32 protein-coding genes are annotated in these 25,186 nt (G+C 66.2%); 10 read left to right on the top strand and 22 right to left on the bottom strand.

The window, feature by feature from the left end; genetic code table 11:
• The 12 genes from nuoK to NGM29_RS16395 form a co-directional block, all read right to left on the bottom strand.
• Positions 1 to 306 carry an NADH-quinone oxidoreductase subunit NuoK gene (gene nuoK / locus NGM29_RS16450; protein ID WP_254157707.1) on the bottom strand — a complete coding sequence of 102 codons (306 nt, stop codon included), beginning with the start codon at positions 304 to 306 and terminating at the stop codon, positions 1 to 3.
• On the bottom strand, positions 303 to 716 hold the full coding sequence (locus NGM29_RS16445; protein ID WP_254157705.1) for a hypothetical protein: 414 nt from the start codon (positions 714 to 716) through the stop codon (positions 303 to 305). The genes nuoK and NGM29_RS16445 overlap by 4 nt, the downstream gene beginning before the upstream one ends.
• Positions 713 to 991 (bottom strand): NADH-quinone oxidoreductase subunit J, encoded by a 279-nt coding sequence (locus NGM29_RS16440; protein WP_254157704.1) that lies wholly within the window; start codon positions 989 to 991, stop codon positions 713 to 715. The genes NGM29_RS16445 and NGM29_RS16440 overlap by 4 nt, the downstream gene beginning before the upstream one ends.
• A 53-nt stretch (positions 992 to 1,044) precedes the next feature.
• A complete protein-coding gene (locus NGM29_RS16435) occupies positions 1,045 to 1,506 on the bottom strand; it encodes a NuoI/complex I 23 kDa subunit family protein (protein WP_253437332.1) in 462 nt (153 codons plus the stop codon).
• On the bottom strand, positions 1,503 to 2,621 hold the full coding sequence (locus tag NGM29_RS16430; RefSeq protein ID WP_254157702.1) for a complex I subunit 1/NuoH family protein: 1,119 nt from the start codon (positions 2,619 to 2,621) through the stop codon (positions 1,503 to 1,505). The genes NGM29_RS16435 and NGM29_RS16430 overlap by 4 nt, the downstream gene beginning before the upstream one ends.
• Complete coding sequence (locus NGM29_RS16425) at positions 2,618 to 4,273, bottom strand: NADH-quinone oxidoreductase subunit D (RefSeq protein ID WP_254157700.1); 1,656 nt, start codon at positions 4,271 to 4,273, stop codon at positions 2,618 to 2,620. Before NGM29_RS16425 ends, NGM29_RS16430 begins: the two co-directional genes overlap by 4 nt.
• Entirely contained in the window at positions 4,270 to 4,974 is a 705-nt protein-coding gene (locus tag NGM29_RS16420) for an NADH-quinone oxidoreductase subunit B (RefSeq protein WP_253437324.1), read from the bottom strand. Before NGM29_RS16420 ends, NGM29_RS16425 begins: the two co-directional genes overlap by 4 nt.
• A complete protein-coding gene (locus NGM29_RS16415) occupies positions 4,971 to 5,384 on the bottom strand; it encodes an NADH-quinone oxidoreductase subunit A (protein ID WP_305882367.1) in 414 nt (137 codons plus the stop codon). The genes NGM29_RS16420 and NGM29_RS16415 overlap by 4 nt, the downstream gene beginning before the upstream one ends.
• Positions 5,385 to 5,616: 232 nt before the next feature.
• The gene (locus NGM29_RS16410; RefSeq protein ID WP_254157698.1) at positions 5,617 to 6,249 is read right to left on the bottom strand and encodes an AIR carboxylase family protein; all 633 of its coding nucleotides are present in this window, start codon (positions 6,247 to 6,249) and stop codon (positions 5,617 to 5,619) included.
• 22 nt (positions 6,250 to 6,271) lie between these two features.
• A complete protein-coding gene (locus NGM29_RS16405) occupies positions 6,272 to 7,435 on the bottom strand; it encodes a 5-(carboxyamino)imidazole ribonucleotide synthase (protein WP_254157697.1) in 1,164 nt (387 codons plus the stop codon).
• Positions 7,436 to 7,505: 70 nt separating this feature from the next.
• A complete protein-coding gene (locus tag NGM29_RS16400; RefSeq protein WP_254157695.1) occupies positions 7,506 to 8,450 on the bottom strand; it encodes a glycosyltransferase family 2 protein in 945 nt (314 codons plus the stop codon).
• 87 nt (positions 8,451 to 8,537) lie between these two features.
• Complete coding sequence (locus NGM29_RS16395; protein WP_254157693.1) at positions 8,538 to 9,242, bottom strand: class I SAM-dependent methyltransferase; 705 nt, start codon at positions 9,240 to 9,242, stop codon at positions 8,538 to 8,540.
• 91 nt (positions 9,243 to 9,333) lie between these two features.
• Here NGM29_RS16395 and NGM29_RS16390 point away from each other — a divergent pair, with 91 nt between their 5' ends.
• Entirely contained in the window at positions 9,334 to 9,471 is a 138-nt protein-coding gene (locus NGM29_RS16390; RefSeq protein ID WP_254157691.1) for a thioredoxin domain-containing protein, read from the top strand.
• A gap of 139 nt (positions 9,472 to 9,610) precedes the next feature.
• On the opposite strand, the gene NGM29_RS16385 is transcribed toward NGM29_RS16390, so the two are convergent.
• On the bottom strand, positions 9,611 to 10,015 hold the full coding sequence (locus NGM29_RS16385; protein ID WP_254157688.1) for a PPOX class F420-dependent oxidoreductase: 405 nt from the start codon (positions 10,013 to 10,015) through the stop codon (positions 9,611 to 9,613).
• A 135-nt stretch (positions 10,016 to 10,150) separates the two neighbouring features.
• Between NGM29_RS16385 and NGM29_RS16380 the strand changes: the two genes are divergently transcribed.
• The 3 genes from NGM29_RS16380 (at position 10,151) to NGM29_RS16370 (ending at position 12,139) form a co-directional block, all read left to right on the top strand.
• On the top strand, positions 10,151 to 10,432 hold the full coding sequence (locus NGM29_RS16380; protein WP_253437304.1) for a helix-turn-helix domain-containing protein: 282 nt from the start codon (positions 10,151 to 10,153) through the stop codon (positions 10,430 to 10,432).
• A 105-nt stretch (positions 10,433 to 10,537) separates the two neighbouring features.
• Entirely contained in the window at positions 10,538 to 11,350 is an 813-nt protein-coding gene (locus NGM29_RS16375) for an MBL fold metallo-hydrolase (protein WP_254157686.1), read from the top strand.
• 33 nt (positions 11,351 to 11,383) lie between these two features.
• Positions 11,384 to 12,139: a YkgJ family cysteine cluster protein gene (locus NGM29_RS16370; protein WP_254157684.1), complete on the top strand. Its 756-nt coding sequence runs from the start codon at positions 11,384 to 11,386 to the stop codon at positions 12,137 to 12,139.
• 189 nt (positions 12,140 to 12,328) lie between these two features.
• Here NGM29_RS16370 and NGM29_RS16365 read toward each other — a convergent pair whose 3' ends face one another.
• The 3 genes from NGM29_RS16365 to NGM29_RS16355 form a co-directional block, all read right to left on the bottom strand.
• Entirely contained in the window at positions 12,329 to 12,805 is a 477-nt protein-coding gene (locus NGM29_RS16365) for a TRAM domain-containing protein (protein ID WP_254157682.1), read from the bottom strand.
• Positions 12,806 to 12,914: 109 nt separating this feature from the next.
• Positions 12,915 to 14,645, bottom strand: coding sequence for a radical SAM protein (locus NGM29_RS16360; protein WP_254157680.1), 1,731 nt, complete (start codon positions 14,643 to 14,645; stop codon positions 12,915 to 12,917).
• On the bottom strand, positions 14,642 to 14,779 hold the full coding sequence (locus NGM29_RS16355) for a hypothetical protein (protein ID WP_254157678.1): 138 nt from the start codon (positions 14,777 to 14,779) through the stop codon (positions 14,642 to 14,644). Before NGM29_RS16355 ends, NGM29_RS16360 begins: the two co-directional genes overlap by 4 nt.
• A 56-nt stretch (positions 14,780 to 14,835) precedes the next feature.
• Here NGM29_RS16355 and NGM29_RS16350 point away from each other — a divergent pair, with 56 nt between their 5' ends.
• On the top strand, positions 14,836 to 14,994 hold the full coding sequence (locus NGM29_RS16350) for a DUF7559 family protein (RefSeq protein WP_254157676.1): 159 nt from the start codon (positions 14,836 to 14,838) through the stop codon (positions 14,992 to 14,994).
• Positions 14,995 to 15,153: 159 nt separating this feature from the next.
• Positions 15,154 to 15,657, top strand: coding sequence for an Hsp20/alpha crystallin family protein (locus NGM29_RS16345; RefSeq protein WP_254157674.1), 504 nt, complete (start codon positions 15,154 to 15,156; stop codon positions 15,655 to 15,657).
• Between the two features lie 152 nt (positions 15,658 to 15,809).
• Here NGM29_RS16345 and NGM29_RS16340 read toward each other — a convergent pair whose 3' ends face one another.
• On the bottom strand, positions 15,810 to 16,379 hold the full coding sequence (locus NGM29_RS16340; protein ID WP_254157672.1) for a helix-turn-helix domain-containing protein: 570 nt from the start codon (positions 16,377 to 16,379) through the stop codon (positions 15,810 to 15,812).
• Between the two features lie 86 nt (positions 16,380 to 16,465).
• Here NGM29_RS16340 and NGM29_RS16335 point away from each other — a divergent pair, with 86 nt between their 5' ends.
• Complete coding sequence (locus tag NGM29_RS16335; protein WP_254157670.1) at positions 16,466 to 17,473, top strand: NAD-dependent epimerase/dehydratase family protein; 1,008 nt, start codon at positions 16,466 to 16,468, stop codon at positions 17,471 to 17,473.
• 44 nt (positions 17,474 to 17,517) lie between these two features.
• On the opposite strand, the gene NGM29_RS16330 is transcribed toward NGM29_RS16335, so the two are convergent.
• The 3 genes from NGM29_RS16330 to NGM29_RS16320 all read right to left on the bottom strand — a co-directional run bounded on the left by NGM29_RS16330 (position 17,518) and on the right by NGM29_RS16320 (position 20,390).
• Positions 17,518 to 18,750, bottom strand: coding sequence for an NAD(P)/FAD-dependent oxidoreductase (locus tag NGM29_RS16330; protein WP_254157668.1), 1,233 nt, complete (start codon positions 18,748 to 18,750; stop codon positions 17,518 to 17,520).
• Positions 18,747 to 19,511 (bottom strand): creatininase family protein, encoded by a 765-nt coding sequence (locus NGM29_RS16325; protein WP_254157666.1) that lies wholly within the window; start codon positions 19,509 to 19,511, stop codon positions 18,747 to 18,749. Before NGM29_RS16325 ends, NGM29_RS16330 begins: the two co-directional genes overlap by 4 nt.
• Before the next feature lie 96 nt (positions 19,512 to 19,607).
• Entirely contained in the window at positions 19,608 to 20,390 is a 783-nt protein-coding gene (locus NGM29_RS16320; protein WP_254157664.1) for a DUF7388 family protein, read from the bottom strand.
• Between the two features lie 350 nt (positions 20,391 to 20,740).
• Between NGM29_RS16320 and NGM29_RS16315 the strand changes: the two genes are divergently transcribed.
• From NGM29_RS16315 to NGM29_RS16305, 3 genes are all read left to right on the top strand, one after another.
• A complete protein-coding gene (locus NGM29_RS16315; RefSeq protein ID WP_254157662.1) occupies positions 20,741 to 21,343 on the top strand; it encodes a DUF420 domain-containing protein in 603 nt (200 codons plus the stop codon).
• Between the two features lie 183 nt (positions 21,344 to 21,526).
• Complete coding sequence (locus NGM29_RS16310) at positions 21,527 to 22,534, top strand: potassium channel family protein (RefSeq protein ID WP_254157660.1); 1,008 nt, start codon at positions 21,527 to 21,529, stop codon at positions 22,532 to 22,534.
• A gap of 91 nt (positions 22,535 to 22,625) precedes the next feature.
• Entirely contained in the window at positions 22,626 to 23,075 is a 450-nt protein-coding gene (locus tag NGM29_RS16305; protein WP_254157658.1) for a pyridoxamine 5'-phosphate oxidase family protein, read from the top strand.
• A gap of 13 nt (positions 23,076 to 23,088) precedes the next feature.
• On the opposite strand, the gene NGM29_RS16300 is transcribed toward NGM29_RS16305, so the two are convergent.
• Together NGM29_RS16300 and NGM29_RS16295 are read right to left on the bottom strand one after the other, a co-directional pair.
• Positions 23,089 to 23,868: an ABC transporter permease gene (locus tag NGM29_RS16300; RefSeq protein ID WP_254157657.1), complete on the bottom strand. Its 780-nt coding sequence runs from the start codon at positions 23,866 to 23,868 to the stop codon at positions 23,089 to 23,091.
• Positions 23,865 to 25,082: an ABC transporter ATP-binding protein gene (locus NGM29_RS16295; protein ID WP_254157655.1), complete on the bottom strand. Its 1,218-nt coding sequence runs from the start codon at positions 25,080 to 25,082 to the stop codon at positions 23,865 to 23,867. The genes NGM29_RS16300 and NGM29_RS16295 overlap by 4 nt, the downstream gene beginning before the upstream one ends.
• Positions 25,083 to 25,186 lie beyond the last annotated feature (104 nt).

Below are 25,186 nucleotides of genomic sequence, written 5' to 3'. Positions count from 1 at the left end.
TTACCACCTCATTGCCGACGGAACCGTGACGTCGACGTCACGGAAGTTGCGATACAGCACCAGGATGATCCCGAGGCCGACGGCGACCTCCGCGGCGGCCAGCGCCATCGTAAACAGGGCGAACACTTGCCCCGTGAGATTGCCGTGGTAGGACGAGAACGCGATCAGATTGACGTTGGCCGCGTTCAGCATCAGCTCGACGGACATCAGGAACATCAGTGCGTTGCGACGCGTCAGGACGCCGAACAGCCCGATACAGAACAGGGCTATCGCCAGCAAGACGTAGGACGTGACCGCGACGGTCACCGGTCCTCACCTCCGTCGGTGGCTGCCTCGGGGCTCGTCCCCGCACCCGCACTCGAGTCGGCCGATTGGCTCTGACTCTGCGTCGAGAGCGCGGTGACGGGTTCGCCAGCCTCTTCGCGCTTTGCGAGCACGAGCGAGGCGTCGAGGGCGGCGTCGAGGACGACAGCGATCAGCAGGAACGAAAAGAGGAACGGTTCGGTGTTGCCCATTCCCATCTCGCCCGACTGCAACGCCGTGTAATCGAACATCGCGTAGCCGATCTCGGCGGTGATCGAGACGCCCTCGGGGAAGCCGACCATGTTGCCGAGACCGGCGTTCCACGTGATCAGCGCCATCATCGCAAAGAGTACCACGGCGAGCACGCCGGGTACCAGGCTCGTTCCGAGTCGGAGCTTCGGGCCCGTCGTCATGCCCGCGGCACCTCCTCGTCCGGTTCCGCTTCCTTCTCTGCCTGCGTGAGCATCACGGCGAACGTAATGAGGATGAGAACCCCGCCCACGTAGACGAGAATCTGCATCATGGCGACGAACTCCGCCGCCAACATCACGTAGTAGACCGCGACACTCGTCAGCGACACGCCCAGCAGGAGCGCCGAATGCCACGGATCCTGCATGAGCACGACGCCGACCGCACTGCCCAGCGTGACGAACGCGAACAGTGCGAACGCGATCAGCTCGTATGTCATTGGTGTTGTCTGGTGTTGTATGCCCTTTGTAGATTTCGAGATGGGCTGGTCTCTTACTGGTAGTCGACCTCTCCTTCGCCCTCGCCGATCCAGCCGCCCCGGTCGGGTTCCCGGGACTCGAGCGGATCAATGTCCTTGTACCACGGGACGGCCTTCAGCTGCTCTTTGTTGTAGACGAGGTCGTGTTTCGTGTCGCCCGTGAACTCGAAGTTCTGGGTGAGCAAGATGGCGTCGACGGGACAGACCTCCTCACAGAGTCGGCAGTAGACGCACTGGCCGATGTGGAGGTTGTACTGTTCGCCGTTTCGCTGGGCGTCCGTGACGATCTGGATCGTGTCGTTCGGGCAGACGTTCTCACACTGGCGACACCAGATGCACCGCTCCTGGCTGAACTTGTGGACGCCGCGGAACCGCGGCGAAACGTCTGGCGTCGTCTCGGGGTACTCCACCGTGAAGGTGTTGCCGTCCAGTGCGTGTTTCATCGTCGTGGCCATGGATTTGAGGAGTCCGATCATGGGAAGATCACCATCGCGAGGGCGAGATCGGTCTCGAGGAGACCCACGATGATCGCCGTGAACACCAGGTTGGCGAAGGCGAGCACGAGCATCCCCTTCCAGCCGATCTCGATGAGCTGATCGATTCTGACGCGCGGAAGCGCCGAGCGGAGCCACTGGGTGAACAGGAAGACGCCCCAGATCTTGATGGTGAACCAGACGATGCCCGGCAGCACCGGGCCGGCCGGGCCACCGAGGAAGATCGTCGCGATGATCGCCCCACCGAGGAAGATGTGGATGAACTCCCCGAGGTAGATCAGGACGAAGTAGACGCTCGAGTACTCGGTCTGGTAGCCAGCGACGAGTTCGGTCGGCGCTTCGGGCGTGTCGAACGGGTTACGGCCGACCTCTGCCACGTTCGCTACGAGGAAGAGGACGAACGCGAACGGGTTGACGAACGCGTACCACATCGGGATGTCGAGGCCGCCGAGGCTGACCAGCGTCTCGGCCTGTGCGGCCACGATCTCGCTCATCTGCAGGGTGCCGGCGAAGATGACGACGGACATCCCCGTGACGACGAGCGGAATCTCGTAGGCCACGTTCTGGGCGACCGCGCGCAGGCCGCCGAGCATCGAGTACTTGTTCGCGGAGGCGTAGCCGGCCATCACGAGGCCGACGCTGGCGATGCCGGCGACGGCGAAGACGTACGCCAGCCCGACCTCGGGGTCCGCGAGGTGGATGCCGGACCCCATCGGGATGACGGCGAACCCGAGCAGCGCGGAGGCGGCGATGACGATCGGCGCGAGGTCGTAGGCGGGTCGGTCGGCGTTCTCGGGGACGATGAGTTCCTTCGAGAGCAGTCGAACGGCGTCGGCGACGATGATCAACAGGCCGAACGGACCGATTCGGTTGACCGCGATTCGGTCGGTGAACGCGGCCGTGATCTTTCGTTTCGCCCACGGACCGGCGACGGCGGTCATCGTCAGCATCAGTGTGCCGACGAGGGCCGCCGCGAGTAACGTCGCGATCAATTCGCCGCCGAATCCGAGGTTGTTGAGCCCGGTCAGGTCCCCGAGCCGTTCGGGGAGCAAGGCGCCGCTGTCGCTCTGGATCGGTGTCAGGCCCGCCGCGGTCATCGATCCACCTCCCCGAGCACGATGTCGAGGCTCCCGAGCGAGGCGATCAGGTCCGGGATGTACTCGCCGCGAGTCATCTCGGGCAGCGCCGAGAGGTTGTGGAAACACGGACTGCGGATCTTGAAGCGGCCAGGCTTGTCCGTTCCGTCCGAACGGATGTAGATGCCGAGTTCACCCTTGGCCGCCTCGACGCCACGGTAGACTTCCGTGTCCGCCGGCGGCTTGAGCGTCCGGGGGACGTTGCTCTGGATCTCCCGGTCGTCCTCGGGCCAGTCCTCGAGTATGTCGACACACTGTTCGATGATCTTCGCGCTCTCCTCGACTTCCTGCATGCGCACGAGCACGCGCGAGTAGTTGTCCATCCCGTCCTCGGTGATGACGTTCCACTCGAGGTTCTCGTAGTAGCCGTAGGGGTCGTCCCGCCGGAGGTCGATGTCGACTCCGGAGCCGCGAGCGGTCGGACCGGTCGCGCCGTAGGATTTGGCGACCTCTGGCTCGAGGATACCGGTGTCGACGCAGCGGATCTGGAAAATCTCGTTGGTGACGATCAGGTCCTCGTACTCCGAGACCTTCTGGGGGAGGTCGTCGAGGAAGTCCCGCGTCTTTTCGAAGAACTCCTCGCGGGGTTCGGGCAGGTCCCAGGCGACGCCGCCCAGGCGGAAGTAGTTGAACATGAGCCGCTGGCCCGTGAGGTCCTCTAAGATGTCCTGGACGACCTCGCGGTCGCGGAAGGCGTACTGGAAGACGGCGGTGAAGTCGCCGAAGACGTCCAGCGCGAAGGTGCCGAGTGCCAGCATGTGCGCGGCGATCCGGCACAGTTCTGCGCCCATCGTCCGGATGACCTGGGCGTACTCGGGGACCTCGATGTCCGCGAGGTCCTCGACGGCCCGGGCGTAGGCCCACTCGTTGAGCAGGCCGGCCGAGACGTAGTCCCAGCGGTCGGGGTAGGGCATGATTTGGTGGCGGTACGTTCCCTGCTGGCACATCTGCTCCTCACAGCGGTGGAGGTAACCGATGTCGGGGTCGACGTCGACGACCGTCTCGCCGTCGAGGACGGTCTTGACGTGCAACACGCCGTGGGTCGCCGGGTGGTGAGGCCCGACGTTCAGGAACATCGTGTCCGTGTCCGAGTCGTGGTGGTCGGGCTGGAGCGGGTTGGCGTGTTCCGAAAGCGTCACGACCTGCGGTTTCTCCTGGTTGTAGTCGTTCGAGAGCGGGTGTCCTTGCCAGGTCTCGGGCAGGAGAATCCGTCGTGGGTCCGGGTGACCCTCGTAGTCGATGCCGACGAGGTCGAAGTTCTCGCGTTCGGCCCAGTCGGCCGCCCGGAAGACGGGTTCGGCCGTCTGGCTGACGGGCTCGTCAGTCGACGTCGGAACGACGACGCTGACCTCCTGGGTCGGGTCGTCGTACTTCTTGAGGTGGTATATAGACTCGTAACGGTCCGCGTACTGCTGGGCCGTTACACAGGAGAGGTAGTCGAAGCCGGCCTCGTCGCGGAGGTCGAAGAGTACGTCCTGGACGGCGTCAGGTCGAATAACGAAGCCGGGCGCGTTCATGTGGTCGTCTCGCGCGAGCGCGCGATCGCCGATCAGCGCCTCGAGTTCGTCCTCGGTGACCTCAAGTCCTCCTCGGGGTTCGAGTCCGGTGCTCATGGCGAGTCACCCCAGTTGTACCGCATGACGAGGTCCTCCTCGTCGATTTCGGCAGCCAGTTTCTCGACGAGTTCGTCCCGCGGCAGGTCGCCGAACTCCTCGAGTTCGTAGGGTTTGACGACGACCGGCGAGGACTCGCCGTTAGCGATGCGCTCCTGGAGTTTGGCGACGCCGTAGATGAGCGCCTCCGGGCGCGGCGGGCAGCCTGGCACGTGGATGTCGACCGGAATGATCTCCTCGGCGCCCTTCACGACGTTGTACCCTTCCTGGAACGGGCCGCCGGAGATCGTACACGAGCCCATGCCGACGACGAACTTGGGTTCGGGCATCTGGTCGTAGACGCGCTTCATGCGCGGCCCGAACTTCGAGACGATGGTCCCGGGGACGATCATGACGTCGGCCTGTCGCGGCGACGCGCGCGGGACGCCGGCCCCGAATCGGTCGAGGTCGTGTTTGATCGCGTACGTGTGAATCATCTCGATGCTGCAGCAGGCGATTCCGAACTGCAGCATGAACATCGACGACCCCCGGACCCAGTTCATGAACTGGTCGAACTTGGTGAGGATGAACGGCGATGCTCCGAATGCCTCCCGGAGCTTCGAGTTCATCCTGGCGTCGACGCCGGCACCCATGCGGGCGTCGCGGTCCGCCGTCGAGGGAGCGGTACTCTCGTAGATCTGTTGGGTTGGTTGGTTACTCATGGTCGATCGACCTCGGATTCGACCTGCTGGGGCGATTTCGCCCACTGTACGGCACCGTTGCGCCAGGCCCACGCGAGTCCGACGACGAGGATGGCGACGAAGAGCAACATCGGACCCAGTGTGGACGCGAGTCCGTACTCCTCGGCTCCGAGCGCATCGGCGTAGGTGACTGCCCAGGGGAACAACAGGACGGTCTCGATGTCGAAAACGAGGAAAAGCATCGCAACCATGTAGTACTGGATGTTGAACCGAATGCGCGTCCCGCCGGTCGGCACCTCGCCACTCTCGTAGGTGGCACGTTTGCTCGTCTCGGGGACGGTCGGCCGCAAGAGGTACGATACCGCCATCATGCTGAGCGGAATCAGTAGCCCCACGAGCGCCAGCGCCCCGATAGCTATCCAATCGTTCATCTCCGTAACGTTCGGGGGTTGGAAACGCACCCATATAAGGGTTGATTCTTTGTTTTTCGCCCGATTTCGACCCGCTGGAGCCCCCTGCGAACGGATCGCTTGAGTGAGAGTCAGACGCCCCGAACGGTCGTCGCCGTCGAGGCACGAAAAAACGGCGGAATGCGGCCGGTGTGCCGTCGCTCGAGGCGCGGCTTCGAGCCGGTTCGACGAGTGGCCACCCGACGGTCGCCGGCTACTCCTCCCGGTAGGCCGTCACGCCGCCGTCGTGGAGCCGCTTCGAGACGGCGCCGACCTCGAGTTGGAGGTTCTCGTGGTAGGCCACCAGTCGCTCGCGAATCTCGTCGTGCTGGCGGGCGAGGATCTGGGCGGCCGACAGCGCCGCGTTGAACGACTTGCCCGCGTCGACGGCCGTGAGCGGGGCGCCCGTCGGCATCCCGATCACGCTGTCGACGGACTTCTCCTGGACGGGGACGCCGATGACTGGCAGGGGGTAGGCGATGGAGGCCGTCATGTTCGGCAGGTCCGCCGACTTCCCGCCCGCGCCGGCGATGAGCACCTCGAGGCCGCGGTCCTCGGCCGTCTCGGCGTAGGCCGCCATCAGGTCGGGCGTGCGGTGGGCGGAGGTGACGTAGGTCTCGAAGGTGAAGCGCTCGTCGGGCGGGTTCTCGTAGTCGGTCTGTTCGCCGAACCCGAGTTCGCGGACGAGGGCGTCGTAGGCGCCGGGTCGCCGGCCGCCAGTCAGCATGACCTCGAGGTCGGAGTCGCTGCCCATGACGATGCCCACGTCGGGGGTCTCCTCGGTGGGTCGGTCCTGGTCGGCTTCGCGGTGCAGTCGGTCGATGAGGTCGGTTACGGTGTCTGCCATCTGTGTGGTGTTTCTGTTCCTTTTACTCGCTTTCGAACGTCACGGCGTCTCGAAGCCCACGGGCACGCTCGAGCAGTTCCTCGCGCGTCTCGTCGCCGTCGGCAGTCACCGTGACGTGGCCCATCTTGCGCAGCGGGCGGGCCTCCCGTTTGCCGTACCAGTGGAGGCTCGCGGTGGGCGTCTCGAAGATTCGCTCGACGTTGGCGAGGGCGGCCGGTCGCGGCGCCTCGACGTCGGCGAGCAGGTTCGTCGAGACTGTCGGTGCCCGAAGGGCGGTCGAACCGAGGGGCCACCCCAGCACCGCCCGTACGTGCTGTTCGAACTGCGAGGTGCGGACGCCCTCGATGGTCCAGTGGCCCGAATTGTGCGGACGCGGGGCGATTTCGTTGAGCAGAATCTCCCCGCCAGTCGTTTCGAACAACTCGATCCCGTAGATGCCCCGTCCTGCCATCACCTCGAGTACGTCCTCGGCGACCTCGCGGGCGCGTTCGAGCACGGCGTCGCTCGAGCGGGCGGGAACGACGGTTTCTCGCAGAATTTCGTCCTCGTGGACGTTCTCCCCGACGGGGAACGTCGCCGTCTCGCCGTAGCCCTTGGCCGCGATGACCGAAATCTCGCGCTCGAAGTCGACGAAGGACTCGACCATCGCCGGACCAGCCACGGCTTCGAGGGCAGCTTCGGCGTCGGCTTTCGACTCGACGGGGACGTTGCCGCGCCCGTCGTACCCGCCGGTTCGGGCCTTGAGCATCACTGAGGCGCCGTAGTCGTCGATGGCCGCCCGAACGTCGGCAACGTCTTCGACCGCTCGAAACGGCGGCACCGGCACCCCGGCGGCCTCGAGTTCGCGCTTCTGGACCAGTTTGTCGTGAATCGTCCGTAGCGTCGCCGGATCGGGGTGGACGGGGACGCCGGTCTCCTCGCGGACGCGCTCGAGGGCGTCCTGGTCGGCGAGTTCGATCTCGAAGGTGAGGACGTCCGAACGCTCGGCGAGCTCCTGAATGCGGGCCTCGTCGTCGAAGTCCCCCACGAGCTGATCGCGGCTGACGCCCGCGGCCGGGCAGTCGGGCGTCGGATCGAGGACGATCACGTCGACGCCGAGCGGCGAGGCGGCCTCCGCGAGCATCCGGCCGAGTTGCCCGCCGCCGACGACGCCGACCGTCGGGCCAGGTGACTCGAGAGTCGTCATGTCCGGCGATTCTCAGCGGTCAGGTATAAGGATTCTCACTCCGTACGCGTCGCCGGCTCGCCCGTCTCGGTCACTCCGGGGCGGCGTCCGGATTCTCGCCGTCGGTGGATCGACGGTCGTAGACGCGGACGGCTCGATCGTGGCGCGTCGAGACCCCGTTTGGGTTTCGTCTCGGGGTCCGATCGTCGTAGCGGGCTCGAAGCCCGTCGACGAGACCGCGAGCCGACCCCCTGAGCACGTCGACGCCGTTTCCGAGCCAGTTCGTCGGCGTCCCCTCACCCGCGAGGATGCCGCGAGCACTGGCCGCGGCGTCGGCGATCGCTCGACAGACGAGGCGACCGAGTGCGGTCGGCCTGGGCCCGTAGTTCTTGGTCAGTCGGTAGCCGAGCGACTGGTACCGGTCACCCCAGTCCCGGTCGGGCGTGCCGCCGTCGGTTCCGACCTCGCTTCGGACCGCCATCTCGGGGAGCCAGGTCACGTCGAAGCCCAGTCCGGCAAGTCGATGTGAGCAGTCCTGGGCGCCTGCGGTCGGTACGTACTCGTCGAACCCGTCGAGGTCCTCGAGCACCGTCCGATCGAACGCGACGTTGGCGCCCTCGAAGAGGGTGACCGATCGGCCAACGATCGACGTCGAGTCGGTCCCTCGCGGACCGCGGTCCGTTTGACCCCGGATCGGGCCCGTGACGACCTCCGCGTGACCGGTGATGGCCGTCTCGAGTGCGTCGTACCACCCGGGTTCGACGACGTACTCGCCGGTGAGGAAGACGACCACGTCGCCCGTCGCCGCCTCGAGGCCCGCGTTCCGCGAGACGTTGAGGGCGCGATCCGAAATCTCGACGAGTACGTCGACGTCGTCGCGCTCGCGAACGGCCCCCGTCGTCCCGTCCGAGGACGGTCCGTTGACGACGATCACTTCGCTCGAGGCCGGGAGCCGGTCGGCGAGGGCGTCCAGGCACGAGAGCAACCGCTCTCGGTCGTTCAGCGTCGAGACGACCACCGAGAGCGTCGCGTCCATACGAACGTGTAAACGACACCGATACTAAAAATAGACCGGGTTCGTGTCGATACAGTCATTTCAGCCGACACGACGGATGGTGCCGTCTCAGAGTCTTACGTTCCAGTAGGAGACCGACATCAGGTGGTCGCTCAGCGGAAGTCGACCGATCGCCCGGTCGATCGTTCGAATCGGTGACGCGAACGCGTTCGGGATCGCCCGATAGAGTCCGTAGGGGACGAGGAAGTCGTCCTCGACGTCGACCAGTTCGAGAGCGTTTTTCGCCAGCAAGACGCTCACTTCGCTCTTCGAGTATAGTCGCGATCCCATCGGCAGCGCCCAGTTGTAGACGCTTCGCGTGCTGAACCGGTTGAACGTGTCGAAGACGATTCGCTCGCGAGAGACGCGTTTCATTTCGCTCAGGAACGCCGCCGGATCGTCCGCGAGGTGGAAAAAGCGCATCGCGACGACGGTATCGAAGTGGTCGTCCGGAAACGGAAGCCGGCCCGCGTCGCCGCGGAGAAACTCGAGCGTTCCCGAGACGTCGGCGACTTTCGCTTTTCGGCGTCCCTGCTGTAACATCGCTGCGGAGATGTCGAGCCCGACGACGTTTGCCCCCTCCTGGGCCAGCATCACCGTGAATCGCCCGGTACCACAGGCGATTTCGAGTACGTCCTGATCCTCGAGCGGGCCGAGCGCGTCGAGGACGGCGGCTTTCTCCCGGCGATCGATCAACTGACCGCCACGCGAGAAGCGCTTCTCGTCGTACTCCTGGGCGATATCGTCGGCCTGGTACCATTCCTGTCCTTTCACACTGGGCGAATCTACACGGGCCGGAGGATAAAACGATACTGGAGTCAGTTCGACAGAACGAGCTTTGTGCCGTGGTGCCGTAGTACATAGTATGCCAACGTGCCCGTACTGCAAGCGAACGGTCGAAACGTCGGCGCTCGTTCGTCACGAAACCGGCGACCTCCTGATCGTGCACTGTCCCGACTGCCACGGCGCCCTCGGCACCTACCGGGAACCAGGACGGTTCTGAAATCGCAGCGGGCAACTCGAGCGCGTCCGGGGTCGGCTACTGTTCGAGACCACGCGGATCAACCTCCGTTCGAGCGTGTCTTGAGTCAGTCACTGCTCGAGTGCGTCTCAGGTTAGTCCCCGCTCGAGCGCGTCCTGGGTCAGTCACCGTTCGCGACCACGCGATCAGGTCGAATTCGTAAAATGACGCGTTCGCCCACTTCCTCGCCGTGGTGCGGGTATTCCTCGCGTTCGAAGTACCGCCGGGTCAACTTGTCGATGTGCTCGACAGCCCCATCGGCCGTTACGTCCTCTACTTCCCCGCGAATCGAGAGGTACCGGTACGGATCCTCGGGATCGGGAATGGAGACGCCGACCTTCTCGTTCTGGCGGACGTTTCGCTCTTTCTGGCGATTTCGGGCCGTGTTCACGATGACGTAGCCGTCGTCGTCGCGGTCGATCCAGACCGGCGTCACCTGCGGCGTGCCGTCCGGCATGATAGTGGCGAGGTGAGCGACGGTTTTCCGTTCGAAGAGGTCCGCGAACGCCGCTGGAATAGACTCCATACGTCCGTCTCGAGGTGCCGGGAAAAAGGTCCTCGGGCGCCGGATAGGTATGTGCCTTAAACACCTATTATAATCTCAATTGTTCGTATCCCCATATAGGGAAGGTTTACCACTGCGTCTCGGATCGTGTGTAGTATGAGCATGAGTACCGCTGACGACCATGCCGTAGCCGCCGAGGAGGTTCTCTCCGAGGCCGAATACCGCGACCGCCTCCGCGATCTGCCACCGAGTGCGAAACTCGTCGCGAAGGTTCTCGAATCCGATTCCCCGCTCTCGCAGGGACAACTCGCCGACGAATCGCTCCTGCCCGACCGGACCGTCCGGTACGCGCTCAACCGTCTCGAGGAAGTCGACCTCGTGGACTCGCGGTACAGTTTCCGCGACGCGCGCAAGCAGGTCTACTACCTCAATCACTGAACGCGAACCGCACGCGTTAGCACTGACGACTGCACCCTGCCATACTTCCGGTGTCGCTCGCCGACACCGCCATTTTCAGCACCGCCGAGTGCCAACCGTGAACCGATGACGATCACGCGCCACAAGATCCCGGTCTCGACGCGGGTGCCCGGCGGCCACACGAACGCCTACGTCGTCGGCGAGGACCCGGCTATCCTCGTCGATCCGGCCGGCCGAACGCCCGACCTCGACCGGACCGTTCGCGAGCGCGGGGTCGACCACGTCCTGGTCACCCACACCCACCCCGACCACGTCGGCGCTGTCTCGTCGTACGCCGCGGACCTCGAGACGACGGTCTGGGCGCGATACGGACGAGACTCTCGATTCGAGGACGCGACGGGCGTTCGAGCGGATGCGACACTCTCCCCGGGGGACGTTCTCGCGTTCGGCGGCGGCGCCCTCGAGGTCATTGACGCCCCCGGCCACGCCCCGGACCACCTCGCGTTCGTCGAGCGGGAAACGGGTGCGGTGATCGTCGGGGACTGCGCCATTGCCGAGGGGAGCGTCGCCGTCGGCGCCCCCGAGGGCGACATGCGCGCGTACGTGAGCACGCTCAGACGACTCCACGCTCGAGACCCCCCGAGACTCTATCCAGGACACGACCCGCCCGTCGCAAACCCGCGCGAACGACTGGCAGACCTCCTCGAGCACCGGAAACGTCGCGAGCGACACGTCCTCGTTGCCGTCGACGGCGGTGCCCGTACCGTTGATTCGATTCTCGAGGCGGCGTACGACAAACCGCTCGACGGCGTCCGGGACCTCGCCGGCGCGACGGTCGAGGCGCACCTCGAGAAACTCGCCGTCGAGGGGGCGGTGACCTGGGACGGGGCGCGGGCCGGTGCGGCAATGGGTGAGGACGGGAGCGCCCGTGACGAGTGACTTATCCCCCGGCGACACCGACGATACGTATCCGTGAGCAGTGAGTCACAGTCGGCGTCGCTCGAGGACGAACTCGAGCGCGCCCGCGCGCTGTCGGTCGACGACCTGGCGACGGCTATCGAGTCCATCGGTTTCGAGTGCACCCGCTGTGGTGCGTGCTGCCGGGGACACGGGGAGGACGAGCACACCGCGACGGTGTTTCCCGACGAGGTGCGTGATCTCGGCGAGACGCTCGAAACGGGCGAGGCGTCTCCTCGAGACGTCTCGAACGACGACAACGACGACAACGGCGACGGCAGCGACGACACCAGCTACGACTGGCGCGACGTCGCCCGGCCGATGCCCTACGGCCTGACCGAAGGCTCGAACGGACTCGAGGGAGAAACCTTCGAGTGGGCGCTCCAGACCGACGACTGTGGGGACTGCACGTTCTACACCGAGGACGACGGCGTCGGCGCCTGTTCCGTCCACGAGGATCGTCCGCTGATCTGCCGAACCTACCCGTTTAGCGTCGACCTCGCAGGAACCAGCCAGCCGATGGGCGACGCCGTCGACGAGGTCGGTAACGTCCGTGCCCACGAGTGCGAGGGGCTCGGTCGCGATATTTCGAGGGGCGAGGCCGAGGACCTCGCTCGCGCGCTGAAAACGCGAGCCGTTCGCGAACTCGAGGAGGCGATTGCGGTCGTCGAGAACTATGCGCCCGCGGCCGCAGACGCTGACCAGGCAGTCGTCGTCCACGATTCGGAGGGGGCGAAGCGGCCGGACGGGAGCCGACTCGAGGACGAGTAACCGGAGCCGCGGTGGGACGGGTGTCGCTCGGTGGCGGGTGCGATCCGCTGACGGCGGGTCATTGGCAATCGATCGCCGATGTTAATCGATATTTGACGCTGATAGCCGATAGCTGGTAGCCGGCAGCTGGTAGCTAATAGCTAGTAGCCGACCAGAACCTGGAACGGGATGGGATCTCGAGAAAAACCGTCAGAAGGTCTCCTCGATAATCTCGCCGACGGCGAAATTCGACTTGACTTCGCTGACCTCGATCTTCACGCGGTCACCAACGTCTGCACCGGGGACGATGATGACGTACCCGCGTTCGACGCGAGCGATCCCGTCGCCTTGCTTGCCGATGTCTTCGATCTCGACGTAGCGGGTTTCGCCGACGTTGACCGGTGGTTGCGGTTCCGACGGCGAGGTCGTTCGCGACGACGCCGTCCCCGAGCCGTTTGCACCAGTCCCGGTTCCGGTTCCGGTCCCACTCGCGCCGCTCGCGGTTCCAGCGTCGGTATCGACGCTCGAGGCCGCGCGTTCGCGCGAGATGAGCGCGACGCGGAACACCTCTCCGGGTTCGACGTCCCCCGTTTCGATTTCCTGACGCGGTATTTCGATGACGTAGCGGTCGTCCTCTTCCGATACTTCTGTGCTAAACAGACACAGGAGTTTTTCAGATATTTCCACAGGTAGACCCTCGATTTCAGTCTGCATCGCATGTGTAATAGTACTACCGACCGATATTGCCCAATTACGGACTCGATCGGCCCGAAAGCCCCTCGATTCGGGCTGACTGTCAGTCCAGCGCCGGGGGCTGAGAGAGGGTCGCGAACATCGAGACGTCGACCGCCGACTCGAGGTCGGGCATCGATTCGTGTGGTCGATCGACGATGATGTCGCCCGCGGTGCGGTCGCCGACGCCGGGGATCGCCGTCAGTTCGTCCATCGACGCCGCGTTGAGGTCGAGCGGGTACGGGACGCCCGTGACGGATCGGTAGCCGTGATCGACGACGGCCACGTCGATCGTCGAACCCAGCGGGCGCTCGCCGGGGATGCCGACCAGGAGGGGATAGGTCCCGAGTTGGCGGCCGAACGTGTGGCCGTCCTGGTGGTACTCGAGGTGGACGTCCGACAGCACGGTCCCGGCCGGCGCGACGCGCTCGAGCATCGGGTTGTCGACGGTCTCGCGGACCTCGCGCTTGTACCGCTTGAACAGCTTCTTGTGCTCCCTGGCGATCGAAGCCCCGGTGTCGGACATCTCGGTGCCGTCGAAGGCCATCACCTGCCTGATGTTCACTCGCCGGAGCATCAGCCCCTCGTCGTAGACCTGCCTGAGGAACTCGAGGTTGTGCTCGTAGGTCTCCTCGCGTTCCTCGAGCAAGCCGTGGAGCAGGTTGATGCCGGGGAGGAGTTTCGGGAGGTGGGGCGGCTTCGCATCGAGGTCGGTCGGCAGCGAGGGGCCGCTCTCCGGTTGTTCGCCGGGCCGCCAGCCGCCTTCCTCGTTGACGACGCGAACGGCCTCGAGACACTCCTCGGCAGTGACGTTGAGGTTGTTCGCCTCCTGGACCACCGGATCCGCGGACTCGAGGCCGAACGCAGCCGTGTCGCCGGGTGTGTTGTGCTCGGCGATGATCCGAATCCCCTCCCGCGAGGCCTCGGGCCAGTTCGCGATGGTGATCGGATTCATGTTGTCGAGGTGGAGTGTCTCGAGGTCGGGAGCCACTTCCCGGATGCCGCCGTACAGTGCCCGAAGGGCGTCGGGGTTCGGGGCCTCCCCGTCGCCGCCGTAGGCGAGGATGTCGGCCTGGCGGCCGATTCGGAAGTGGTTCACGCCGTAGTCGGAGAGCGCGTCGACCTCATCGATCACGGACTCGGGGGGCCGGAACGAGGGATTGCCGTACAGCGGTTCCGTACAGAACGAACATCGGTAGGCACAGCCCCGCGAGGTCTCGAGTTCGCAGATGAGGTAGTCGGGATGGTTCGGGTGCTGTTCGACGATGAACGCACCCTTTCGGGCCCACCGCGTGGCTTCGGGGACGTCGCGCATCCGGTTGTTGAATCCCTCGAGACCGCTCTCGAGGAGGTCGTAGACGGCGGCCTCGACATCGCCTTTGGCCACGAAGTCGAAGTCCAGGTCCTGACGCTCGGTCTCAGTCGCCCCCTCGTTGGCGTCGCCGACGCCGAACTTGACGGGGCCGCCCATCAGGCTCGTGCCGCCGGCCGTCCAGGCCAGTTTCCTGACCTCGTCGGGTTCGGCAGGCGTCCCGCCGACGTACTTGCCGGGGACGGTCATCCCGCCGAGGTAGATCAGCAGGTCGGCCTCGTCGACGTCCCGCCAGCGGTCGGGAACCTCGCGCAGGCCGTCGATGGTGTGGTAGGTGATGTGCTCGGGCGGAACGCCAGCGTCGACGAGTGCTCCGGCCGTGTAGCGCGGGTATGTCGACACGTACGGCGGGACCCCGAAGTGAGCCGGTTCGTCGACGTAGCCGTCGACGATGGTCACCGCGAGCGTTTCGGGATCGGTCATGGCTCGAGGTAGCGCCTCGAGGCGTAAAACCGTGACTGTCCGCGGGTCGCGTTCGTCTGTGGCGTCCGTGATCGCCCGAACCCGACGGTGATCGTTCTGGCGTTCGTGATCGCCCCGACGAGAGGGTGGCTCACTCGTCTCCCGTGCCGCGAACCGTGCTTTGATACCGCTGCCCGCGCTACCCTGGCGTATGCCACCGACGAAGGAGATCGCGTGCACGGACGAGGACTGCTTCCTCGACATGTTCGAGAACCACTACACCTACGACGTCCCCGAAGACCACGGCGTGAGCGACCTCTCGTGTCCGGTCTGCGGAGGGACCGACTGTCTCGAGGAGATTGAACTATAATCGCTCTCAGAGTTTCTCGTCACGTCAGCGACCCGGACACTGTCTGACGTTTATTTAGCAAACCCAAAAAGAATAACAAGGTGGACGTGGTACCGGTATACAGGGGAGCCCTCCCACCCGTACAGGCCGCCCTTCCCACTCCCCGCGAGGTGACAACAAGTGAGTCTCAGATCGCTGCGCGAAACCGTCGGTGACACGCTCTACCGTCAGGTCGGTCGCGCACGCAGCCACGTCCAGAAGCACCGTTCGCTACCCGTCGACGTCCTCGAGAGCGAGGAGTCGTATCTCGTCGTCTTCGACGCCGCCGGTGCCGAACCCGGGGACCTGCAGGTCCGGTACATCGACGGCACCGTCAAGGTACGAGTCGAGCGCTATCGAGCGTACCACGACGGCTTCGAGATGCGATTTCCCGGTCGCGGGATGACCCTCGACGGCGAAACGACCCTGCCCGACGACGCGATCGTCAACCCCGACGCCGGTACCGCGACGCTCACCGACGCCGGCACCCTGCAGATCACGATTCCGAAGGAGGGCTCTATCGACAGCGACGGGGCCGAGGAAGCTCCGGCGGCCGCCGAAGACGACTCGCTCGAGGGGAATCCCGACACTATGGCGCCGTCAGATCTCAAGCCGGGCGCCGAGCAGGTCGTCGTCGACGACTAACGCGCTCGTCCGAACGCGGGTATCGAAGCTGCTCGCTGCCGTTTTTTACTGCATGGATCGAGAACCGTCCTCGATCGCCGTGGTCACGATCGTCGACTCGGCTTTCCGGAGGTGTTCGGCCGCAGTGCTCGGCGCACACTCGAGCGCCGGGGCTATCTTCGGTGATCGGCTTCGCGTGGGACCTCGTAGTAGCCGAGTTCGATCGCGGTTCGAATCGCTTCGCGCTGCCGTTCGCTGAGTCGCGTTTCGACGGCCGGAGCCGTCGCGCGTAACCCACCGATCCCGCCGACGGTTACGTCGATCGGATCGGGGACGGCCTCGATGGCCGCCTGTATCTCGGCGTCCGGGCCGAATATCGAGAACGCCACCGAGCCGTCTTCGCGATAGCGGATCGGCGGGATGACGACCAGTCCGCCCTGCGTCACGGGGTCGAACAACTCGCCAAGCGCGTCGGTCGTGTCGTCTCTGACGTAGACGTAGAACGCGTCGACGCCGTCGCGCACGAGGTCGTAATCCAGGACCTCCGGAACGTCCGCGACCGCCGCCTCGAAGGCGTCGGCATCGCCCACGGCGTAGTGAAGGATGCCCAGCGCGTCGCCCGTAAAATTCCACTGGAGGGCGACTGCCCGATCGACGAAGGGGGCGTTGGCCCACAGGTCGTACATCGGATGGATCTCCCCCTCGCGGCCGTGGGCGGTGATGCGGACGCGAACGTGCTTCATGCGACGCTATCGACCGACGCTCGACTTAAACCCCCCGTGCGCATCCGTCGACAGCGTTTCGTCTCGCGGGCGCGACCGTTCGTCTCATGAAGGTGTTTATCACGGGTGCGACGGGCGTTCTCGGTCGTCGGCTCGTCGAACGGCTCGCGGAGCGCGATCACGAGGTCGTCGGGCTGGCCAGGGACGTCGCTGGCGAACGCGTCGTCGAGCGTCGCGGAGGAACCCCGCGGCGGGGAGACGTCCTCGAGCCGGAGTCGCTCGAGCGCGCCGTCGACGACGATGTCGGGGTGGTGATTCACGCCGCGACGGCTATTCCGGATTCGACCAGGCCAGCAGACGAGGCCTGGGCCAGAAACGACCGCGTGCGACTCGAGGGAGCGAGGAACCTGCTCGAAGCCAGCCCGTCCTCGCTTCGGCAGGTGCTCTTTCCAAGCGTCGTCTGGGTCGCCCGACAGCCCGACGGCCCTCAGTTCGACGAGACGGCCGACTGCCACCCCGATCGAGCGACCCGATCGGCCGCCGAGGTGGAGGACCTCCTCGAGCGACACGCCAATACGGACGGCTTCGACGCGGCGGTTCTCCGGTGCGGGCTCTTCTACGCCCCCGATGCCAGGGATACCCGCGCCTGGGCCGAAGGCCTGCTCGAGGGCAGGCTCCCGATCGTTGACAGCGGTTTGCTCGGTCGGCGAGACGCCGAACTCTCGTTCGTCCACGCCGACGATGCGGCTGCGGCGTTCGTCGCCGCCGTCGCCGCCGAAGCGAGCGGGCGCTACCACGTCGTCGACGACGAACCGGCCACCGGCGCCGCGTTCTTCGAGACGTTTGCGGCGCTGTTAGGAGCCGGGAAGCCGCGTCGAATTCCGGGGTGGCTAGCCCGAGTGTTCGTCGGGGAGGTCACCGCCAGGATGATGACCAGTCCGATGCCGACGACGAACGCGAAAGCGAAGCGCGAACTCGGGTGGGAACCGGAGCATCCGACCCACCGAGACGGCCTGAAGCAGGTCGTCGAGACCTGGGAGTCCGACGGAACGCTCGCCGAACTCGGTGCGGAGCCCGGAGAGAAACCAGGACCAAGGGGCGAGAAGGTCGCCTGAGGGCGCCTACCTACGGTCCGAGAAACGGGTTAGTCTTCGTCGAACTATCGCGGTTTGTCCTCAATGGCCATTCCCTCGACGATATCGAACGATTCCGTTCCCGAAAATCGAGTGGGGTCGAACGCGTCGATTCCCTCGCCGCCGAGGATCTCGTCCGCGATTCTAGAACCGATAGCCGGCGCACGCATGAAGCCGTGACCCTGGAACCCCGTCGCCACGTACAGGCCGTCGTGGCGTTCGCCCACGAGCGGGTCCCCGTCGGGCGTCGCGGTGCAGACGCCGGCCCAGGCGCGAGTGATCTTCGCCCCATCCAGTTCGGCCTCGGGAAACCGGTGGGCGACGCGCTCGCACAGTTCGTCGGCGAATCCGGGGTTCGCTCCTCGCTCGTAGTCGTCGGGATCGATCTCGCGTTCCTCGGTGCCGTTGCCCGCGAGGAGTCCGTCCGGATGTGGGCGGGCGTAGAAGCCATCCGTCGCGTCGTAACACATCGGCTCCGGGAGCGTCCCCGTCGCCGTCATCGCCTGGACGCGGTAGGGCTTCATTGCGATAGGGAGGCCCGCCGCCTCGAGGACGGCCTTCGTGTGCCCGCCCGCGGCGACCAGGACGGCGTCGAACTCGCGTTCCGTGCCCTCTCCCTCGAGAACCACACGCGGCGGATCGACGCGAACCTCGACCGGGGTGTCCGTCTCGACGGACGCGCCGGCGCCGCTGGCCGCGGCGGCGAGGCACGCCGTGTACCGCGCCGGGTCGGTGTAGCCTGCGGCCCCGGCGATGCCGGCGACGGCGACGTCGTCGGTTCGCAGGTGCGGGAACCGCTCGGCGAGTTCGTCGGCGTCGACCTCGAGGGCCACCACCCCTCGAGACTGCATCGCTTCGATTCCCTCGCGGATGTGTGCCGTTCGCTGCTCGTCGCCTTCGCGGGCGAGCCAGACGTACGGGCACTCCACGAAGGGGAAGGTGTCGTCGCTCGAGAGCGACCGGAAGCGCTCGATCGCTGCCGCGCCGATTTCGGCGTCGAGGTCGTCCGCGAACGCGTTGTAACAGACCCCGGCGGCGCGGCCGCTCGAGCCGCTGGCGACCTGCCCCTTCTCGTAGAGCGTGACGTCGGCACCCTCGCGGGCGAGGTCGTAGGCGGCCGTCGAGCCCACGGCACCAGCGCCGACGACGGCGACCTCGAGGCCGGCGCCGCGGTCGACGAAGGCGTCGGCACCGACGGCGAGTTCGGAATCCGTCTCCGGCGCCCCGTTTTTCGCGTTACCGCGTCCGTTCCCCCTCATACGTGATCCGCGGGCCAGCAGTCCTCGAGCGACCGCTCGGCCAGCCAGTCGATCAGCGCGTGGAGTTCGTCGCTGGCGGCCTCGAACAGCCGTTCGCCCTTCTCTGGATCGGCCTGGGTCGGTTTCCCGACGGCGCCCGTCTCCGAGAAGTCGATGGTGTCGAAGCCGACGTTCGCACCGTGGACCGCCTCGCCCCAGCCCTCGCTGGCGCCCGATTCGGCCTCCTCGAGTCGGTCCGGTTGGATCAGGTCCTCGCGGACGTGCCAGAGGACGCTCGACTCCATGGCGTCGGCGTGGCCGCCGTTCTCGTCGAAGAGGTCGTCGGCGAGGTCGCCCACGCCGTCCCACCAGTTCCACGGCGGCGCGAAGGCCGTCTCCTCGTCGCGGAGGGTGCGAGCAACCCGGTTCAGCGCTGCGGAGTTCCCGCCGTGGCCGTTGACCACGACGGCCTTTCGGACGCCGTGTTCGGTGACGCTCGAGAGCGTTTCCCGAACGTAGCGCTCGAAGGTCTCCTCGGTGACGTAGAGCGTCCCGTCGAACTGGCGGTGGTGGACGGAGACGCCGACCGGCACGGTCGGGAGCACGACGGCGTCCTCGCGGTCGGCGGCCGTCCGGGCGAACGCCTGCGCGGCCATGTGGTCCATACCCAGCGGCAGGGCCGGGCCGTGCTGTTCGGTGCTCCCGGTTGGGAGGACGGCGACCTCGGCGGCCTCGAGCGCGTCGGCGGCCACCGTGGTTGTCTGTTCGGCGAGCAGTGTCATGTGCCACCGTGGGCGTCCGGGACACTTACGTGTAGGTGGTTTCTCGCTGAAACGTCGGCTCGTGCCGAACCGTCGAAAGTGGATTTGGGCCGAGAATCACTCGAGCAGCGACTCGAGTCCCTGGGCCGGATAGCCGACGACCGTGGTCGCGCCCGCCTCCCGGAGCGCGTCCGTCCGGGCGGCGACCTCCCGGTCGGTTCCCACGAGGGCGTAGTCGTCGGCGGCGGCCAGCAGCACTTCCCGCGCTCGGCCCTTCGCGGTCGAATCGACGGGCGCACCCTCAGGGAGCGCTCGCGAGACGGGCCGACGCCTCGAGATGTAGGCCCCGACCGCGTCCAAGACGGCGTCCTCGTCGTCGGTGAGGACCGTCGGCGCGTAGACGGCGATCTCGCCCGTAAAGCCGGCCGCGCGGATGGCCCGGAGCTCGCGCTCGGTCGTCCGCGAGAGCAGGTCGTACTGGGTCGCGCCGGTCGCCATCGCGACGCGCTCGACGCTCTCGGTACCGACCCAGGCGCCCGGTGTGGCCTGAAGGGCGGCCCCGAGGCGCGGGGCGACCGCCCGCTCGCGTTCGGCTTCGGTCAGGTAGGCCGGGTGACCGGCGACGAACACGCGGCCGACGGTCTCGGGCAGCGCCGAGAGCAGTGAGTCGTCCCCCAGCGGGTCGAACCCGTCGGCGCGGACCGGCGCCGTGACCCGGACGTCGGCCGTCCGGGCGAGTGCCTCGAGGGCCTCGGCGCTCGGCAGGTGGTCTCGTCCCTCGTAGTCGACGGTGACCGTGTCGACGGGGACGTCTCGGGCGTCCAGGACGTCACACTCGGCGGGTTTGACGGCAATGCCGTCGAGGCCCGCTCGCGCGACGGCGGCGGTGCTCGTCAGCATCGGCGATCACCCTGTGCGACGGCGCAATAACTAGAAAACACGCGGAACTCGATCCATCGTCTGTGCGACCATGTGCTCGACCCTGGGCGGTACGCGAGCAAAAAGGTGGCGTTCCGCGCAATTGCGACCGCGAACCTGCGCGTCGACGCGAGTGGACGCTGCAGAGACTTTGGTACCGGACTCGAGCCGCCTCGAGAGGCAGGTTCGACGGCAAACACGCTACTATACATAATATAGTGTAGTACGAGGCCGACTGCTAGAGCGAGGTCGTCGGGTGTTGAGAATCGAGAGAAGCAGACGGGTACTAGAAAAGGGCAAGACAGATAGGAAACGCGTCCAAACCTCCGACAATGGCTACCGCAACGGCGACCGCGAAACGGCGGATCAGGAACAACCCGCTCCGGGCGACGATCCTCCTGACGGTCGTCGGCTACGGACTCGTCCTGGGGACGTTCCTGCTCGATCTGCCCATCTACCCCGACCTGACGAACGCACAGGTGAACGTCTTCTCGAGCGTCATTGCCCTCATCAACGCGACGACGACGGTCTTCCTCGCTGCTGGCTGGTACTGGATTCGTAACGGCGAGGTCAAGAAGCACCGCCTGGCGATGGTGACGGCGTTCGCGCTCATCCTCCTCTTCCTCGTGGTCTACCTGATCCGGGTGGGCGGTGGCGGGACCAAGTCTTTCGTCGGTCCAGACCTCGTGCGAACCGTCTACCTGCTCATGCTCGCGATCCACATCCTGCTGTCGATCGTCGCCGTCCCGCTGGTGCTCTACGCGCTGTTACTCGGGTTGACGCACACCCCCGCGGAACTGCGCCAGACGGCCCACGCTCGAGTCGGGCGATTCGCCGCCGGGTCGTGGCTCCTGAGCCTCGTTCTTGGCGTCGTCACCTACCTGTTGCTCGACCACGTCTACAGTTACGAATTTAGCTGGCTGGTCGTCGGTTGATCGTCGATTGATCACCGACTGGCCGCTGAGAGTCGGCTGGTCGTCGAGTGATTGCCAACTGACCGCTGGGAATCGGCGTGAACGTAGAGGCGCCGCCTCGAGCAATCGTCGATCGGATAGCGGGTTCGACAGTGGGCATTGTCACGCGACCCTTTGACGGATGTCGGCGTCGTGAAACGAGATATGCAATGGCTGTACCTCGGACTCGGTGCCGCTCTCCTGATCGCGGTCATCGTCGACATCATCTGGACGACCCTCTGGGTCGATGGCGGCGCCGGCCCGCTCTCGAGGCATCTGACGACGGGCACCTGGCGGATAATACGCGTCGTAGGTCGAAGTCGACCACGAGCGCTCAGCACGGCCGGTCCGCTGATCCTCACTCTCACGCTCGCCATGTGGATCGGCCTCCTCTGGGCCGGCTGGACGTTTCTCTTCGCCGGCGGCGACGTCGCCCTCGTGAGTACACGCAACGGGAATCCGGCCGACTGGGCGGGGCGGCTCTACTACGTCGCCTACACGATGTTCACCAGCGGCAACGGCGACTACGCGCCGACCTCGAGCACCTGGGAGATCGCGAGTTCGTTCACGACGGCCACGGGGATGGCGTTCGTCACGCTCGGCGTTTCCTACGTGATCACGGTACTGGGCGCCGTCTCGTCAAAGCGGTCGTTCGCCAGCGACGTCACGGGACTGGGGAACAGTAGCGAGGAATTCGTCAGGACGGGGTGGGACGGCGACTCCTTCGAGGGTCTCGAGCGTCCCCTCGAGTCGCTCGCGACGCAGTTGAGCCTGCTGGCCGAACAGCACAAGTCCTACCCGATCTTGCACTACTACCACAGCGAGCAGGGAGGTCGGGCCTCCGCGATGGCGGTGCCGATTCTGGACGAGGCGCTCACGCTGCTTCGCCACGCCGTCGAAGCGGAGAACCGACCGAACCAGACGGTTCTCACTCACGCCCGCTCGAGTACGGACGACTACCTCGAGACGCTCGACTCGGCGTTTATCGAGCCAACGGAGGAACTTCCGCCGCCGCCGGATCTCGACCGCTTGCGCGAGGCTGGGATCGACACGGTCTCGAACGACGACTTCGAGCGGACCCTTGAGGAATCCGAAACGCGGCGCCGGCACCTCCTGGGCGTCGTCAGGGCCGACGCCTGGTACTGGCCGCCGGTCGAAGGAGAGGAGGAGTGACTCGAGGCGCTCGGAAGTGCCGCCGCTCCCTCCGCGGCGGAGACTCGCATCTGGTGGCGGCTTTTTGTTCCGACTCGTCGACGGGGACTCCATGAAGATTCGCGGCTCGCTCTCGAGGGCGGAAATCGACGACTATCTCGACGAGGCGACGATTCCGCTTCGCCTCGCCTGTCACACGCCTGCTGGCCGTCTCTGGATGCTCTCGCTGTGGTTCCAGTACCGCGACGGCGTCTTTCGGTGTGCGACCGGCGCGGACGCCGATGTCGTCCGGTACCTCGAGCACGATTCTGCCGTCGCGTTCGAGGTTTCGACTAACAAGCCACCGTACGCCGGCGTCCGCGGATCGGGGACGGCGACAATCGACCCGGATCCCGAGAAAGCGGTCCTACGCGAACTGCTCGAGCGGTACCTCGGCGGGACGGACTCGAAACTCGCGCGCTCGTTGCTCGAAAAAGATCGTGAAGAGGTGACGATCACCGTCGACCCTAGCGTCGTCTACGGCTGGGACTTCAGCGAGCGGATGGCCGACGCGGTCGAGTAGTTTTCACCTCCCGTCAGTCCGTCCGCGGAATGGACCGAGCCCCCAGTGCGAACCCCAGGACGGCGAGGGCGGCGAGGACTGCGAGGTTCCCCAGCGCGGGATCGACCCCGGCGACGCCCGCGGTGCCCGCCGCGGCCTCGGGGTACGTGACCGCGCGGACGCCGCGGGCGAAGTACGTCAGCGGCGAGAGGGCCACGACCGGTTCGAACCAGTCGGGTAGTTGCTCGAGCGGGACGAACGTCTCGGAGAGAAAGAGCAGGGGAAGCCCGAGGGCGTTGCTCGCGGCGACGGCGCCGTCCTGGGAGTCGGTGTAGCTGCCGATCATCGCCCCGATGCCACAGAAGCAGACGACGCCGACGAACACGTAGAGGACGACCAGCGGCGAGTAGACGATCTCGGCGCCCGTGAGGACGACGACGAGCACGAGGATGAGCAGGCTCGCCAGGCCGATGATCGCCGCGTTGACGACGGTCTGGGAGCCCAGCCACTCGGCGCGGGAGAGCGGGGTCGTCGCCAGTTTCTCGAAGCGGTTTCCCTCGCGGTGGCGGGCGACCTCGCTTCCGAGCCGCGAGAACGGCGTGAAGAGGACGACGACGGCGAGGTAGCCGGGGACGTAGTAGGCCGCCGGCTCGGCGAAGAGGCCGCCGCCCGTCGGATCGGTGCGCACGAGAGCGCCGAAGATGACGATCAGGATGACGGGGAAGAAGAACGTGAAGAAGACGGCGGTCCGCCGACGGGTGAACGATCGCCAGTCGGCGTCGATCTGGGCGCGAAGCCGGCCGAGGGAGCTCATCGTTGCTCACCTCCTCGGTCCGCGGTCTCGGGGTTACGCTCGCCGGTGGCCTCGAGGGATTTGCCGCCGGCACTTTTGAGGAACCTTCCGCTACCAGTCTCGAGGGTGCCGCCGTCGGTCGCCAACCCGTCGCGCGCTCGGTCGTTCCGTCTCGTGCTCCCCGTGGTCGCCGCGCTATCCTCGAGGTCGCCCGCCAGCGCCAAGTAGACGTCCTCGAGGGTCGGTTCGCTCCACTCGAGGCCGGTGTAGCTCACGCCCGCGGCCTCGAGGGCCTCGACCACGCGGCCGATGTCGGTCGGCGGGAGGTCGCGGACGACGAGTTCGTCCGGACTCGAGTCGACGGCGTAGGGCAGCGACTCGAGGGCGGTGGTCGCTGCGGGGACGTCGCTATCGGCTCCGGTGTCGGCGGGATGAGGATCGGTGCTGGTGTCGGCGTCCCGCCGGTTAGGCTCGTCGCCGTCGTCGCCACCGTCGCCGGCCGACTCGAGTTCGATCTTCAAACGGCTCGAGCCGCCGTGCTCGGCGACGAGTTCGGCGGGCGCTCCCTCCGCGAGGAGCGACCCGTTCGCGAGCAGGCCGACCCGGTCGGCGAGGCGCTCGGCCTCGGCCATGTCGTGGGTCGTCAGGACGATGGTCGTTCCGCCCGCCGCGAGGGCCTCGAGCAGCCTCCACACGGTTCGTCGACCCGCGGGGTCGATGCCGGTCGTCGGTTCGTCGAGAAAGAGCAGGTCAGGGTCGTTGACCAGGGCAGCGCCGACGCAGACCCGCCGTTGCTGGCCGCCGGAGAGGTTCTCGTACCACGTGTCGCCAGCGGTGTCGAGCCCGACGTCCTCGAGGACAGTTTCGGGGTCGCGCGCGTCGTCGTACAATCCGGCGTAGTACGCGAGCAGTTCGCGCGCGGTGAGCCGATCCGGCGGCGAGAAGTCCTGTGGCAGGACGGACAGCCGGTTTCGATCGACGGTCGACGGCTCATCGCCGAGGATCGTTACGGATCCCGAGTCCGGGACGGTCGTGCCGGTCAGCGCCCGAACGAGCGTCGTCTTTCCGGCCCCGTTGGGCCCGATGAGGCCGACGACCTCGCCCGGATCGACGGTCAGCGAGACGCCCGAGAGCGCGACGGTCTCTCCGTAGGATTTCTCGAGGGCGTCGGCCTCGACGTCGACAATCGGCTCTCTCCCGTCGCTCTGCCTCCCATCCGTCCTAGACCGGCTCATACGAGCGCGTAGCCAGTGGTCGGGGGTAAGCGGTTCGATTGTGGGCTCGATTACGGCCTCGGGCGCGTCCCGAGTACATCTCGAGTCGGCCGTTCGACGTGTCG

Origin of the sequence: Natronosalvus rutilus (assembly GCF_024204665.1) — an archaeon.
In the GTDB taxonomy this organism is placed as follows: Archaea; Halobacteriota; Halobacteria; order Halobacteriales; family Natrialbaceae; genus Natronosalvus; species Natronosalvus rutilus.
The sequence above is the reverse complement of the archived record's forward strand: the minus strand, read 5'-3'. Positions and strand labels throughout refer to the sequence as shown.